We start from the raw sequence: 14,446 nt of genomic DNA on the forward strand, positions 1-14,446 counted from the left end.
CTTACATATGGCTTTTCACAAACTGCAGAAAACATTCTGCAGAGGCTGTGAGAGCCATATTTTTTTTATGGGCAATTCCAACAGATAGCTTTTCTAGTCCATTAACCGGGACAGCAACAAGCGAAGGCTGACGAAAGAACTGAAAGCTGCTTTCTGTAAGAAGGCTGATCCCTTCGCCAATTTCCACTGCGCTGACAATAGATTCTGCGCGGGCAGTACGCAGAAGCTGAGGGTGGATCCCTGCATTATGAAAACTTTGCATACAGAAACGGTAAATGGAGGTGTGCGGAGGCATCAGGATAAAAGATTCTTTTTTCAGTTCGGAAAGAGAGACCGATTTTTTGGACGCAGAGGGATGCGCTTCAGGAAAAACAGCAACCAGACGATCTTCTGTGAGAGCATGAAAAGTATAAAGCTCCGGGTCTATCATGTGTTTTCGTACAAAGATCAGATTAAAAAAGTCTTTTTCAAGACCGGAAAGAAGTTCTTCGTCTTCTACCTCCTTCAGAGAAAAAGAAAGCTCCGGGTGTGTATCACAAAAACTGTGTATCACAGAAGTAAGATGGTACTGAGAAAGAAAAGGAAGTGTTCCAATATGAAGTGCCTGGAGCTTACTGTCCTTAAAATGGTACACTGCTTCCAGAGAACGATGATACTGTCTGGAAATCTTAAGTGCTTCTTTGTAAAAAAACTCTCCTTCAGGAGTAAGCACAGCAGTACGCTTGCTGCGGTCCCATAAGGTAAGCTCCAGTTCTTTTTCCAGTTTCATGATCTGCTTGGAAAGGGAGGACTGGGAGATATGCATAGCTTCTGCAGCATCAAAAAAAGTCCGGGATTGAGCTGCACAGATAAAATAGTCGATCTGTTCAAGAGTCATGGTAACACCTGCCTTTTAGAAAATAGTGACGAATCATTCCATATTGGAAACAATTATATCATAGAAAGAATTGATTCACCATGTAAAAAAGAGATAAAATAACATAAGAAAATAAAGATGTTACTGAGAACGGAGTGAACAGTAATATAAAGATAACGCAGGAGGTTTTTTATGGCAGAAAAAGTAAGAGATCTGAGAAGTGCTCTGGCACTTCTGGAGCAGATGCCAGATCAGCTGATTGAAACAGAGGTGGAAGTTGATCCGATGGCAGAGCTTGCAGGGGTATATCGTTATGTAGGAGCCGGTGGAACGGTGAAGCGTCCCACAAAGGAAGGACCTGCCATGATCTTTAATCGTATAAAAGGACACCCGGATGCAAGGGTAGCTATCGGTCTTCTGGCAAGCAGAAAAAGAGTTGCTGCTTTACTTGACACTCAGCCGGAAAATCTTGGAAAGATGCTCTGCAAAAGCGTGGAGAATCCAATTCCACCGGTCGATCTTGAAGGCGATGCACCGTGTCAGCAGGTGGTGCATAAGGCAGCAGATCCGGATTTTGACCTCTATAAGCTGGTTCCTGCGCCAACGAACACACCGGATGATGCGGGCCCGTATATCACACTTGGCATGTGCTACGCCACACACCCGGATACTGGAGTTCACGATGTGACCATTCACCGTCTCTGCATTCAGGGAAAAGATGAGCTTTCCATTTTCTTTACACCTGGTGCCAGACATATCGGAGCAATGGCAGAGCGTGCTGAGGAGCTGGGACAAAGGCTGCCGATTTCTATCAGTATCGGAGTTGATCCTGCTATTGAGATCGGTTCCTGTTTTGAGCCGCCTACAACACCACTGGGGTATGATGAGCTGTCTGTAGCCGGTGCACTGCGCAAAGAGCCGGTGGAACTCTGTAAATGTTTAACCGTTAACGAGCGTGCCATCGCCAATGCGGAATACGTGATCGAGGGAGAAGTGATCCCGGGTGTGCGTGTAAAGGAAGATCAGAACAGCAATACCGGATACGCCATGCCGGAGTTTCCGGGATATACAGGGCCTGCAAGTGATCAGTGCTGGCTGATCAAGGTTACAGCAGTGACACATCGTGAAAATCCGATCATGCAGACCTGTATCGGGCCAAGTGAGGAGCACGTATCCATGGCGGGAATCCCTACAGAGGCCAGCATCTATGGCATGGTGGAAAAAGCAATGCCTGGAAGGCTTCAGAACGTATACTGCAGCAGTGCCGGAGGTGGAAAGTATATGGCTGTCCTTCAGTTTAAAAAGCTTTCTCAAAGTGATGAGGGAAGACAGCGTCAGGCTGCACTTCTTGCATTTTCCGCCTTTAGTGAGCTGAAAAATGTATTTCTGGTAGATGAAGATGTGGACTGCTTTGATATGAATGATGTACTTTGGGCGATGAATACGAGATTCCAGGGGGATGTGGATGTGATCACCATTCCGGGTGTCCGTTGTCATCCTCTTGATCCGTCCAATGATCCTGCATTTTCTCCAAGTATCCGTGATCATGGAATTGCATGCAAGACTATTTTTGACTGTACGGTGTCTTATGATCTGAAGGAAGATTTTCACAGAGCCCGTTTTATGGAACTGGATCCGGAGAAATGGCTGAAAAAATGAAAAAGAGAATTATAGTTGGTGCGACAGGTGCAAGCGGCCTGCCGCTCCTTGTAAAATGTCTGGAGATCATCCGGGAGAATCCGGATTTTGAGTCTTATCTGATCATGAGTTCCAGTGCAGAGATGACTCTTCGCCAGGAGACGGAGCTGGAACCGGAGGATGTGAAACGATTGGCAGATCATGTATGTGCACCGGGAGAGATCGGGGCAAAACCGGCCAGTGGTTCTTTCAAAACAGAGGGGATGCTGATCGTGCCCTGCAGCATGAAGACGATCGCGGGGATCCACAGTGGCTATGCGGATAATCTTATTCTGCGTGCGGCAGATGTGACGGTCAAGGAACAGAGAACACTGGTGCTGGCAGCCAGAGAAACACCGTTAAGCGGGATTCATCTCCGAAATCTTTATGAGCTATCCATGCTTCCGGGAGTACGGATCATTCCGCCGATGCTGACGTTTTATCATAAACCGGAGAGCATTGATGATATGGTGTATCATATTGCGGCAAAGCTTTTGGAACCGTTTGGGATCGAAGCAAAGGAGTATCGCAGATGGAATGGATTGTAAAAGAGTGTGTGGAGACTGCAGGCTGTAAGCTGGAGGTCAGTGCTGCATTTGTCGGAGAGGATGTGCTTATCTGTCTGAAAGGCGGAGAGAGACCTCATCTGGGATGTGTGGTGCAGACGGAACCGAGAGTGTCTCTGACAGGGGATGGTTCTGTGAGTGCGACTTCTTCAGTTTTGAATTTTCCGGGACATAAGGACGAGGTGATCTGCCGGTGGATGGCGGAGAAGGTTTCGAAAGAGCTGGGAAAGAGAGTGGTTTGCACCGGGGGATTTCATAAGGATGGTATTTCGGAGAAAGAGATCCGGGAGGTACAGGGAAGTGTTGTGCGTCTGACGGAGATGGTGATAGAAGGACTGCAGCGGTAGTTGAGTAACGAACGGCTGGAACCTGCTAAAGTTATTTTCCAAAAGTCCGAGACTTTCTTCGCTCAAACAGCGAATTTTTGAAAAATAACGCAGATTCCAGCCGTCTAAAATGTTTCTGTATTCTATTTATTTTCAAATATATTCTCGCGGGTAATATTCTTAGCCCACTTCCCACTAAGATACCTTTTGATCACCCATGGCCACTTCACAAATTCATCCGTACAGAGCAGAAAATACACCCACATAACCGGCAGCTTCAGTACAAAAGCAGCGAAGAATCCAAGGGGTACTGCATATACCCACATATCAATGGTATCACAGATCAGACCAAACTTTGTATCACCACCTGCCCGGAACACACCGGCGATCAGGGTTGTATTTACGGCAGACCCCATAATATAATAGCTGTTGATCAGAAGCATATATTTCAGATAATGCATGGCAGTGGGTGTCAGGGACGCAAATCTCATTACGAACGGTGTGATGGCAAGAACGATAAGTCCGCCCAAAAAACCTGCAATAACAGTAAGCTTCAGTGTTTTGGAAGCATAACGCCTGGAACGTTCCAGATCGCCCTGCCCCATAACATTGCCTAGAAGGATACCTCCTGCACTGGCAATACCGAAACAGAAAACAGAGCCGATATTACGGACTACTACAACCAGAGAATTGGCAGCAACCGCATCCGTACCAAGATGCCCCAGGATCACAGAGTACATGGAAAAACCAATACTCCAGGAAATATCATTGCCAAGAGCCGGCAGGGAAAGCCGCACGAAATCACTGAACAGCAGTTTGTTTTTTGTGAACATACATCGGAGATCCAGTCGGACATTTTTGCTGAAAGCAGAAATAATAAAACAGGCAATCAGCTCGATCATTCTGGAAAGTGCAGTAGCAATAGCCACACCGGTAGCACCAAGCTTGGGTGCTCCGAACAATCCGAAGATAAAAGTCGCATTCAAAAGGATATTCAGTCCAAATGCCAGCATATTCATCGCCATGCTGGTAGTTACCCGGCCAATGCTTCGAAGGACAGCCAGATAAACCTCCGTCATACCCCAGCAGATATAGGTGATACCCATAATGCGGATATAGGAAGAACCAATGGCCAGAAGCTCCGGATCGTTGGTGAACAGTCTCATCATCATCTGTGGCATGGTAAATGCAACGAGTGCCACGAGAACAGAGATGATCATGGAAAAACGAAGAGCGATTCCCTCGATGATCTGAATGGCTTTGTAATCTCCCTTTCCATAATACTGGGCACAAAGCAGGGTGGCTCCCGTACCAAGACCGTAATAAACCATAAACAGGACATTGGAATAATTCGCTGCCAGGGATACTGCGGAGATGGATGACTGACCTACAAAGTTCAGCATGATAACATCGGCGGAATTGACCGCTGCACTTAGCAGATTCTGAATGATGATGGGGATGACAAGCTTAACGATCTGTGGATAAAAATCATCCTGCTGTGAAAGTTGATTTCTCATTTCCTCCTCCAAAAAAATACAATTACAATGACGTGAAAAACAGTAAATCACATACATGGTAACTGTGTCAGCTTTCGTAAAAGTGAAAGCAGACATGATTGCACGATAACATAGTTTACAGGCAGTGTCAATCGGCAAACTGCAAAATTGTTTAAACAACTTACGGAAAAATGACGAATACAAAAAATGCATAAAAAATTATATCAGCAGTTGTTGAGATTTCCAATCCATGATAAACTGAATGAAGATATTTTTCAGAGAAAGAGGAGTAAAAAATATGCCAGTTTTTGATTTCAGCGCAGCGCCGGCAGATAAAAAAGAGACAAAAAGCCAGTGCACATATACAACATTTCGTTCTAATGAAACAAAAGCCACACCGGAGAAACCGATGCTGATCCTGGATAACAGCAAAAGAGAGTGGAAACATCATTCCTGCGGATATTTTTCCAATCCTGCGAAGCAGACTGCATTTGAGTTTAAGGAAGAGGACGGTGTTTTTCCGGCAGACATCCTGAAGATCGATTCCCGTTTTACAAGCCTGATCAAATGGCTCGGAGAAAATCATATCAACATCCGTCTTTCAGGACAGAATACAGAGGAAGGATATGCTGTTTACAAAATCCGTGAGATCGCTTTTGGCGGAGGCACCAAGCTTTCTGCTGAGGACGGATTTCTTCAGTTTATGATCGAGCGTCTGTTTGCAAGCAGTGCGCCGGCAGAAGAAAATGAGAACGATGAGGAGGAAGAAGACGGTGACGATATGAAGCTTACCAGTATTCAGAGTATCACCGACTTTATGAACTGTGCCGGAAAGACTATGCCGGATAATATCCGTCTCTGGGCAAGAAGAAATCTGGCAGTTGCCCGTTCTCATGAGGTTTCTCAGGAGGAAAGACGCCATGCCCAGAGAGCACTTTCCATCATGATGAATATTCAGTGGAAGCATAATTATTTTGAGTCTATTGATCCGAAGGAAGCACGTCGTATCCTGGATGAGGAGCTTTATGGAATGGAGCGTGTAAAACAGAGGATCATTGAGACGATCATTCAGATTAATCGTACTCATACACTTCCTGCCTACGGACTGCTTCTTGTAGGACCTGCAGGTACCGGTAAATCTCAGATCGCTTATGCAGTTGCAAGAATCCTGAAAATGCCGTGGACAACCTTGGATATGAGTTCGATCAATGATCCGGAACAGCTTACAGGAAGCTCTCGTGTTTATGCAAATGCCAAGCCTGGAATCATCATGGAGGCTTTTTCCATGGCAGGAGAATCCAATCTGGTATTTATCATCAATGAGCTTGACAAGGCTGCATCAGGTAAAGGAAACGGAAATCCGGCAGATGTGCTTCTGACACTGCTGGATAACCTTGGTTTTACAGATAACTATATGGAATGTATGGTTCCGACAGTTGGTGTCTATCCTATTGCCACAGCCAATGATAAGGCACAGATCAGCGCACCTCTGATGTCACGTTTTGCAGTGATCGATATTCCGGATTACACACCGGAGGAAAAGAAGATCATCTTTTCCAGATTTGCGCTTCCCAAGGTTCTGAAACGTATGAGTCTGAAACAGGAAGAATGTATCGTAACGGATGAGGCGCTGGACGCAGTAATTAAGAAATTTGAAGATACCACAGGAATCCGTGATCTGGAGCAGGCTGCGGAGCATATTGCGGCCAATGCCCTGTATCAGATCGAGGTGGATCATGTGAAGGCTGTAACCTTTACCCCCGAGATGGTACAGGAGCTTCTGGACTGACAAAGGGATCTGTTTTGCAATGATAAAAATGCTTCCGGAGATTTTTTCGGAAGCATTTTTGGCTGAGGGAATGCACCTGTTTATGCCGGGCCTGTCTGATCGTAAAGGAAAATTATAAAAATAATGAAATCAGGGATTGCCTGAGAAAGTGTAAATGTGTATAATGGGATAAAAGAGCGTGCGCGTGAACACAAAGCACACAGGAGAGGTTTTGGAGGGTAAAATATGGCAGTAACATTACAACAGATTGCGGAAGCAGCAGGAGTTTCAAGAGGCACTGTGGACAGGGCACTGAACAACAGAGGCCGTATCCGCCCGGAAGTAGAGGAAAGGATCAAAAGGATCGCCCGGGAGATGGGATATCAGCCCAGCCGTGCCGGTCGTGCCCTTGCCATGGCAAAGAGGAAAATCCGTATCGGTGTGATCCTTCAGTATATGGAGACTCCTTTTATGCAGCAGGTTTTAAATGGGGTCCTGGAAGCAAAAGAAGAAGTGGAGAGCTTTGGCGGAACAGTAAAGATCTATGAGATCGAGGGCGTGGAACCAGAAAAAGTAATGGCTGCAATGGAAGAACTCCGGGAAGAGGGCTTTAATGGAATCGCGCTGACTCCATCAGAAGATCAGCTTTTGAGAGCGAGGATCAATCAGTATCAGGAAGAGTATGGAATTCCGGTAGTTACCTTTAATGCGGATCTGGAAGATACAAAAAGGTTATGCTTTGTGGGACAGGATACCTTTCAGGCCGGTCGTACGGCAGCAGGCCTGATGGGGGAGATGACAGGCGGAAACGGGCAGGTTGCCATAATTTCCGGACAGGTTGCCAATCCTGGTCTGATCAGCAGGCAGAAAGGATTTACGACAGAGATTAAAGAAAGCTTTCCGGGAATCGAGATCGTGGATATAAGGTATTCTTATGATGACGAATGGGTGGCATCCAAGATCGTGGAAGAATTTCTGGAGCTATATCCGGAGCTGACCGGGATCTATATTACGGGTCATGGCGTAAAGGGTGTCTGCCAGACCTTGCAGAAGCTTGGAAAGGATAAAACCATGCATGTGATCGCCAATGATTTCCTGGAAGAAAATCTGAAATGGCTGAAAGAGGGGACGATCAATTTCCTTATCGGTCAGGATGCGGCTGTACAGGGACATTCTCCGGTGATTATTTTGTTCCAGCTTCTCTTTGACAGCAAGGCACCGGAAAAGGAATACCAGTATACAGATATTGTGATCCGGACGAAATATAATATGGGTTAAAAAGGAATTGCTGTTGCGTATAGAACCCATGATCAGAAATATCATATGGCAGAATCCTGTACAGGGAAAGCAGATTCAGGAGGAAAAATGAATTATAAAAATGTAAAGATCGCAGAAGGTGCCAGGATCGCAAAGCAGTCTGTGATCCTTGGAAATGTAACGATCGGCCGTGACAGCTGTGTATTATATTATGCGGTGATCCGCGGGGATGATGCGCCGGTAGTGATCGGAGAAGAAACAAATATCCAGGAAAACTGTACCATTCATGTGAGCCACAACATGCCGGTCCATATCGGAAACAACGTTACTGTGGGACATAATGCGGTGATCCATGGATGTACCATCGGAGACCGGACATTGATCGGAATGGGAGCCGTGATCCTGGATGGTGCAAAGATCGGAAACGACTGTATCATAGGAGCCGGCAGTCTTGTGACTAAAAATGCGGTGATCCCGGATGGTTCTCTGGTAATGGGAAGTCCGGCCAGGATCAAACGAAATCTTACCTGGGAAGAGAAGCTTGGTATCGTGGAAAACAGCAAAGAATATCTTGCTGTGTCCGAAGAGATGAAAGCACAGGATGTATTATAAAAAAGTGAAGAAGACATTTGTAAACGGACAGCTCCGACTGCTTTGTAATATGAGAAGCAGTCGGAGCTGTAACTTTGTTATATAAAATGCTTATATTTATCGTTTTTTTATTTATCGATCACTTCCACCGGTGTGTCATCCCGTGCATCCAGATCGTTGATATATTTTTTGGTCTCTTTTACGATCACATTGGAAAGCAGTAGTACTGCGATCAGGTTTGGAATAGCCATCAGTGCATTCAGGATATCCGCTACGGTCCATACCAGGTTCAGAGAAATAACAGGGGAGATGGCAGCTACCGCAATATACAGCACACGATAGGGGATGAGTCCCTTTTTGCCGGAGAAATACTCCACGCACCGCTCGCCATAATATGCCCATCCAAGGACTGTAGAATATGCGAAGGAAATGATACCCACTACAAGGATCACAGGACCAAGAACCGGGATCTGCTGAAAAGCCAGTGTAGTAAGAACACCGCCATCAGTGATATTTCCCATGTCGATCGAAGGATTTTTCATAATACTGGTTACCAGAACAAGACCGGTCATCAGACATACCACAACGGTATCCCAGAATGTACCGGTGCTGGAAACGAGAGCCTGACGAACCGGATTTCTTGTCTGTGCGGCAGCAGCGGCGATGGGGGCAGAACCCATACCGGATTCATTGGAAAAAAGTCCTCTTGCGATTCCATACTGCATGGCCATCATGATACCACGTCCTACAAGACCTCCTGCAGCAGCACCAGGGGTAAAAGCAAATTTGCAGATGGTTTTTACTGCGGGAATGATAAAATCGAAATTGATCCCCAGGATGATGATACATCCGATCACATAGAAAAATGCCATAAACGGAACAAGACGTTCACATACATTGGCGATGGATTTGATCCCGCCGAAAATAACAAGGGCAGTAAGAACTGCCACAGCAATGCCGATCGCTGCCGGCGAAATATGAAGGTTCTCATTACATACCGTTGCAATGGCATTGACCTGGGTAGCACATCCGATTCCAAAGGAAGCAAAGCCACCGAAAAAGGCAAAGATCAGACCAAGCCAGCGCATATTTAATCCGCGCTCTAGGGCATACATAGCACCACCCTGCATACGGCCGTCTTTGGTTTTGACGCGGTATTTTACAGCGATGAGAGACTCACTGTATTTGGTGGCGATTCCGAAGACACCGGTAAGCCAGCACCAGAGGACTGCACCGGGACCGCCAAGAGCAATGGCAGTACCGACACCGATGATATTTCCGGTTCCAATAGTGGAAGCAAGGGCTGTTGTCAGGGCGCCAAACTGGCTTACTTCACCTTCCGCATTGGTATCTTTGGTGACAGACAGGCGAATGGCGGTACCAATCTTACGCTGGATCACACCGGTACGGATGGTCATGAAAATATGGGTGCCCAGAAGTAAAATGATCATCCACCAGCCCCACACCAGACTGTCGATCTGGTTTATCACACTTCCGATTGCATTCATCATAGAAATCTCCTCCCTTTCTCAAAGCGAAATATCCGCAGGACTGCAGAAATAACACAAAGGCGTACAGACACAGGAAATATGTGCTGTACGCCCTTGTACGTTACGCTCTTAAGTTTTGATTATTGTGTCAATTATACAGGAATATTCAGAATAATGCAATAAAAATATTCCCTCTGAACAGAAGATTTTTTGCTTCAATATATGTTGATCAAAACACTACAGGACCTTCTTCGCAGTACATATAAAATCCCGGGCGTACTGTGGGAGATAGGTACCTCTTCGGTATGCAATTGTCAGTGTGCTGAAGACGCCATCTTCACCAATGGAAAAACAGGCTGGTTTTACAGGGAGGTCCATATTTTGAACATAGGTTTCCGGGGTGAAACACATACCAAGTCCTTGCATGCAGAGTTTGACACAGGTTTCTGTGTTGCGGCTCTGTATTGGCACATAAGGCTTGATATGGGCAGCTTTCAATGCTTCCAGCGAAAGCTGTCCGGTAGTCTGTTCCGGAAAATGCAGGATAAAAGGCTCTTCTGCCAGAAGTGAGAGATCAAGCTTCGGGTATATGCCGTGAGTGGATACACTGCCGGCAGCAGCCAATGGGTGCTCCGGAGGCATGATCAGAAGGATTTCTTCTTTTTTCAGCAGTTCGTATTCCAGCTTGGGGTGTTTATGTACTTCATTGAAAATGCCAAAATCAAGCTGATCATTGAGCAGAAGTTTTTCCTGGATAGAATATGCCTCTTCCAGGATATTGACCTTTACTTTAGGATATTTTTGAAAAAAAGAGGTCATGATCTGAGGAACCATACAGGTACTCCTCATCAGTGGGAAAGCAACGTTCAGTTCTCCTTCATTATTTTCTGTAAGATCTTTCAGCTCTTTTTCCCAGTCCTGTTGTATCTGCAGGATCTTTCGGGTATACTCCATATATTTGCGGCCCGCAAAGGTAGGTGTATAGCTGTTTCCGCTGCGGCTGAACAGCTTGGTCCCCATTTCTCGTTCCAGTTTCTGGAGATGCTTGGTCAGGGTTGGCTGGGAAATATAAAGCTCCTGTGCGGCTTTTGTAAGATTCTGATATTTGGCAATGCAGAGAATGTACTTCAGTTCATGATAGTTCATGTTTTCCTCCAACTATTCCATTTTGGCATAATTTTTATGTATAATATGAATTTGACTTCCTGATATGCATATTTTACAATACATCCTATCATCATATCAAGGGGGAAAAAATAAATGAAAAACTGGCTGGAAAAACAGTTCAGACTGTCTGAGTTCAATACAAATATAAAAACAGAACTTCTGGCAGGACTGACAACTTTTGTAACTATGGCGTATGTGCTTGCTACGATCCCAAATATTCTGGCAGGCGCCGGTTATGATAAACACACGACTCTGACAGCTATGATCATTCTGATCATTGTGACCAGCTGTGCAATGGCATTGGTTACCAATCGACCGTTTGCTCTGGCTCCGGGACTTGGAAGCGTTGGAATTATTGCATCTATGATTACCAATGAAGGCGTAAGTATGCCGATCGCAGCAGGTGTGATATTCTGGAGTGGTGTTCTTTTTATCATAATTTCATTCTTTGGTCTGCGAGAAGCCGTGGTACGTGTGATCCCGGTAAGCCTGAAACAAGCGGTTAGTGCCGGTATTGGTCTGTTTATCGCACTTCTTGGTGCAAAAAACTGTGGACTGATCGTGGCAAATGATGCAAAAAACTGTCTTTCCTTTGGAGATCTTGCATCTCCATCTGTGATCGTAGCAGTGATCGGATTTCTGATTCTTCTGGTGATCAAGGTACGAAATATTCCGGGTGGTATGATTCTTGCGATCCTGCTGACCACTCTGGCAGGAATTCCTTTCGGTGTTACACATGCTCCGGAATCCATTTTTGCATTTCCGGCAGGTATCGGCCATCAGTTCCTGAAAGTTGATTTTATGGGAGCGCTGAATTTTGCTTATATTCCATTTCTGATCGCTCTGTTTGTACCGGATTTCTTTTCTACATTCGGAACAGTTCTGGGAGTAGGAGCAAAGGCAGGCTATCTGGATAAGGATGGAAATCTTCCGGGTATTGATAAATGCTTTAAGGTAGATGCGATTGCAACAAGCTTTGGAGCATTGTTTGGAATGCCGAGTCTTACTACTTATCTGGAGTCATCTGCAGGCGTAGAAGCAGGAGGAAAAACGGGACTTACGGTTATTTTTACAAGCATTTTCTTCGGACTTTCGCTGTTTCTGGCACCACTGGCTCTTGTGATCCCATCTGCGGCAACCGGTCCGGTGCTGATCTATATCGGCATCAATATGCTTGGTGCTATGAGAAATATTGATTATTCGGATATTACAGAGTATATTCCGGCATTTTTATGTGTAACCTTTACGATTTTTGCAAATAATATCGCAAATGGTATCTGCGTGGCGCTTCCGGCTTATCTCGTTATGAAGATCGCAGCAGGAAAGATCAAAAAGGTTGAACCGGTCATGTATGTACTAGTAGCAGTCTGTCTGTTGTATTTTTATTCAATTATCTAAGGATGGTGAAATGGTATGGAGCAGGTTCATCTGCTGATCAAAAACGCAAAGGTATTTAATTCCTATCTTAAGAAATTCATATCTGCCAATGTTGCGGTGAAAGATGGAAAATTTTATTACATAGACAGAAAACAGGATACGGATCTTCAGACTGACAATGTGATCGATGCAAAGGGATCATACATGATTCCAGGACTGACAGATATTCACATGCATATTGAGAGTTCTATGGCCACACCGGCTTTTTTTGGAAAATGTGCAGGAGAAAATGGGGTGACGACGGTGGTTTCAGAGCCTCACGAAATGGCCAATGTCAAAGGGATCCGAGGGATTCTGGAAATGATCTCTGCGGCAAAGAATGCACCTATCGATATTTTTTACGGGATTCCAAGCAGCGTTCCGTCAACCAGTGAAAAGCTGGAAACAACAGGCGGGATCATTGACTGCAGTGCAATGAAGCATCTGCTGGAAGAAAAAGATGTGGTATGTGTAGGCGAAATCATGAATTACCGGCAGATCATCCGGGAAAATGATCTGGAGATCAGCCGGTTTCTGGAATATCTGAAAAAAGACCATCCGGGATATGTGATCGAGGGACACTGTCCGTCATTACTGGATCTGGATCTTGCAAAGTTTCTTTATCTGGGTATTAATGGTGATCATACAGAACATACTCTTGAGGAAGTAAAGCAGCGGATCGAAAACGGAATGTTTTTTGAGATCCAGGATAAAATGTTGAAACCGGAAATCCTGGAATATATCTGCCAGAACCAGCTCTACGAGTATTGTTCCTTTGTAACAGATGATACTATGGCAGATGTTTTGTATGAGCAGGGACCGCTGAATGCAGTGGTACAGAAAGCGATCGATATGGGATTTCCGATGGAACAGGCAATCTACTGTGCCACATATACACCATGTCAGCGGATGCATTTTTATGACAGAGGAGCTATCGCACCGGGAAAACTTGCGGACTTTATGCTGCTTAAAGATCCGTCCGTTCTTAAACCGGAAGCTGTATTCAAAAATGGTGTTCCGATTTATGCAAAGGATGAACCGCAGTTGCCGCTGTCTGCTTCCACATATGAATTTCCGGCAGATTTTTACCGGAGTGTACAGCTTCCGGAGATTTTTCTGAAAGATTTTCAGGTGAATGCTCCTTTTCAGGAAGGATATGCAACGGTTCGTGTGATAGAGATCAATCCGGATCGTACCCACACTACTGAAAAACTGGTGGAAATGCCGGTGAAAGCCGGAAAGATCTGTTGGGAAAACAGCGGATGTCTTCTGGCTATGGTGGTGGAACGTCATGGGAAGAACGGAAATATCGGCTATGGATTTCTTACAGGCTCCTGCTTGAAAAAGGGAACTGTGGCAACAACATATTTTCATGATCATCATAATCTCTTTGTGGCAGGAAGCTCTCCGGATGATATGTTATTTGCTGTAAATAGGATCCGGGAACTGCAGGGGGGATTTCTGACAGTAAAAGATGGAAGGATCCTTTCTGAACTTGCACTTCCGGTATGTGGGCTTTTATCCGAAAAATCAATCAGGGAGAATGGCCTTGCATTGAAGGCGGTAAGAAAAAGCCTTACAGATCTGGGATATGTGCATAATAATCCGATCATGTCAGTGGCAACACTTGGATTACCGGTAAGCCCGGCACTGAAGCTGACTGATAAGGGACTGGTGGATGTAAAAAAAGGAGAAATTGTTCCGCTGATCGTAAACACAAAGAAAAATAAATAACGTTGTTCTTATTGCAGCAATATAAGCCGGACGTGAGTTGCGGAAGGCAGCATAATAAGGCATAATAATCAGATATCGTTGTAAAAAATCTGCATTTTTCAA

Annotated in this window: 12 protein-coding genes; 8 read left to right on the forward strand and 4 right to left on the reverse strand. The window is 45.2% G+C overall.

Annotated features, from left to right (window positions below):
* Position 1: 1 nt before the first annotated feature.
* Positions 2-877: a LysR family transcriptional regulator gene (locus DW694_RS03120; protein WP_110102996.1), complete on the reverse strand. Its 876-nt coding sequence runs from the start codon at positions 875-877 to the stop codon at positions 2-4.
* A 171-nt stretch (positions 878-1,048) separates the two neighbouring features.
* On the opposite strand from DW694_RS03120, the gene DW694_RS03125 reads away from it, so the two are divergent.
* Genes DW694_RS03125 through DW694_RS03135 form a run of 3 tightly spaced genes read left to right on the forward strand, consistent with a single transcriptional unit; the run spans position 1,049 to position 3,446 of the window.
* A complete protein-coding gene (locus DW694_RS03125) occupies positions 1,049-2,515 on the forward strand; it encodes a UbiD family decarboxylase (protein WP_110102995.1) in 1,467 nt (488 codons plus the stop codon).
* Entirely contained in the window at positions 2,512-3,081 is a 570-nt protein-coding gene (locus tag DW694_RS03130) for a UbiX family flavin prenyltransferase (protein ID WP_173733886.1), read from the forward strand. Before DW694_RS03125 ends, DW694_RS03130 begins: the two co-directional genes overlap by 4 nt.
* Complete coding sequence (locus DW694_RS03135; RefSeq protein WP_110102993.1) at positions 3,066-3,446, forward strand: hypothetical protein; 381 nt, start codon at positions 3,066-3,068, stop codon at positions 3,444-3,446. Before DW694_RS03130 ends, DW694_RS03135 begins: the two co-directional genes overlap by 16 nt.
* Before the next feature lie 122 nt (positions 3,447-3,568).
* Here the strand turns inward: DW694_RS03135 and DW694_RS03140 are convergent, their stop codons facing one another.
* Positions 3,569-4,942: an MATE family efflux transporter gene (locus DW694_RS03140; protein WP_092070399.1), complete on the reverse strand. Its 1,374-nt coding sequence runs from the start codon at positions 4,940-4,942 to the stop codon at positions 3,569-3,571.
* Between the two features lie 277 nt (positions 4,943-5,219).
* Here DW694_RS03140 and DW694_RS03145 point away from each other — a divergent pair, with 277 nt between their 5' ends.
* The 3 genes from DW694_RS03145 to DW694_RS03155 all read left to right on the forward strand — a co-directional run bounded on the left by DW694_RS03145 (position 5,220) and on the right by DW694_RS03155 (position 8,558).
* A complete protein-coding gene (locus DW694_RS03145; RefSeq protein WP_110102992.1) occupies positions 5,220-6,710 on the forward strand; it encodes an AAA family ATPase in 1,491 nt (496 codons plus the stop codon).
* 225 nt (positions 6,711-6,935) lie between these two features.
* Positions 6,936-7,967 carry a LacI family DNA-binding transcriptional regulator gene (locus DW694_RS03150; protein WP_110102991.1) on the forward strand — a complete coding sequence of 344 codons (1,032 nt, stop codon included), beginning with the start codon at positions 6,936-6,938 and terminating at the stop codon, positions 7,965-7,967.
* An 87-nt stretch (positions 7,968-8,054) separates the two neighbouring features.
* Positions 8,055-8,558: a gamma carbonic anhydrase family protein gene (locus DW694_RS03155; RefSeq protein ID WP_059086860.1), complete on the forward strand. Its 504-nt coding sequence runs from the start codon at positions 8,055-8,057 to the stop codon at positions 8,556-8,558.
* A 107-nt stretch (positions 8,559-8,665) separates the two neighbouring features.
* On the opposite strand, the gene DW694_RS03160 is transcribed toward DW694_RS03155, so the two are convergent.
* Positions 8,666-10,045: a sodium:alanine symporter family protein gene (locus DW694_RS03160; RefSeq protein ID WP_353615791.1), complete on the reverse strand. Its 1,380-nt coding sequence runs from the start codon at positions 10,043-10,045 to the stop codon at positions 8,666-8,668.
* 219 nt (positions 10,046-10,264) lie between these two features.
* Complete coding sequence (locus DW694_RS03165; protein ID WP_059085489.1) at positions 10,265-11,173, reverse strand: LysR family transcriptional regulator; 909 nt, start codon at positions 11,171-11,173, stop codon at positions 10,265-10,267.
* Positions 11,174-11,287: 114 nt separating this feature from the next.
* Here DW694_RS03165 and DW694_RS03170 point away from each other — a divergent pair, with 114 nt between their 5' ends.
* Both DW694_RS03170 and DW694_RS03175 read left to right on the forward strand, forming a co-directional pair.
* Positions 11,288-12,592, forward strand: a complete 1,305-nt coding sequence (locus DW694_RS03170; protein WP_021650670.1) for an NCS2 family permease — start codon at positions 11,288-11,290, stop codon at positions 12,590-12,592.
* Between the two features lie 15 nt (positions 12,593-12,607).
* Entirely contained in the window at positions 12,608-14,344 is a 1,737-nt protein-coding gene (locus tag DW694_RS03175) for an adenine deaminase C-terminal domain-containing protein (protein WP_092070388.1), read from the forward strand.
* The last annotated feature ends 102 nt before the right edge of the window (positions 14,345-14,446 follow it).

This window comes from Ruminococcus sp. AM26-12LB, assembly GCF_003480785.1.
Taxonomy (GTDB): domain Bacteria; phylum Bacillota; class Clostridia; order Lachnospirales; family Lachnospiraceae; genus Blautia_A; species Blautia_A fusiformis.

Coding starts and splice junctions, on each gene's coding strand:
- DW694_RS03120 (WP_110102996.1), bottom strand. CDS start 877: ATGACTCTTGAACAGATCGACTATTTTATCTGTGCAGCTCAATCCCGG.
- DW694_RS03125 (WP_110102995.1), top strand. CDS start 1,049: ATGGCAGAAAAAGTAAGAGATCTGAGAAGTGCTCTGGCACTTCTGGAG.
- DW694_RS03130 (WP_173733886.1), top strand. CDS start 2,512: ATGAAAAAGAGAATTATAGTTGGTGCGACAGGTGCAAGCGGCCTGCCG.
- DW694_RS03135 (WP_110102993.1), top strand. CDS start 3,066: ATGGAATGGATTGTAAAAGAGTGTGTGGAGACTGCAGGCTGTAAGCTG.
- DW694_RS03140 (WP_092070399.1), bottom strand. CDS start 4,942: ATGAGAAATCAACTTTCACAGCAGGATGATTTTTATCCACAGATCGTT.
- DW694_RS03145 (WP_110102992.1), top strand. CDS start 5,220: ATGCCAGTTTTTGATTTCAGCGCAGCGCCGGCAGATAAAAAAGAGACA.
- DW694_RS03150 (WP_110102991.1), top strand. CDS start 6,936: ATGGCAGTAACATTACAACAGATTGCGGAAGCAGCAGGAGTTTCAAGA.
- DW694_RS03155 (WP_059086860.1), top strand. CDS start 8,055: ATGAATTATAAAAATGTAAAGATCGCAGAAGGTGCCAGGATCGCAAAG.
- DW694_RS03160 (WP_353615791.1), bottom strand. CDS start 10,045: ATGAATGCAATCGGAAGTGTGATAAACCAGATCGACAGTCTGGTGTGG.
- DW694_RS03165 (WP_059085489.1), bottom strand. CDS start 11,173: ATGAACTATCATGAACTGAAGTACATTCTCTGCATTGCCAAATATCAG.
- DW694_RS03170 (WP_021650670.1), top strand. CDS start 11,288: ATGAAAAACTGGCTGGAAAAACAGTTCAGACTGTCTGAGTTCAATACA.
- DW694_RS03175 (WP_092070388.1), top strand. CDS start 12,608: ATGGAGCAGGTTCATCTGCTGATCAAAAACGCAAAGGTATTTAATTCC.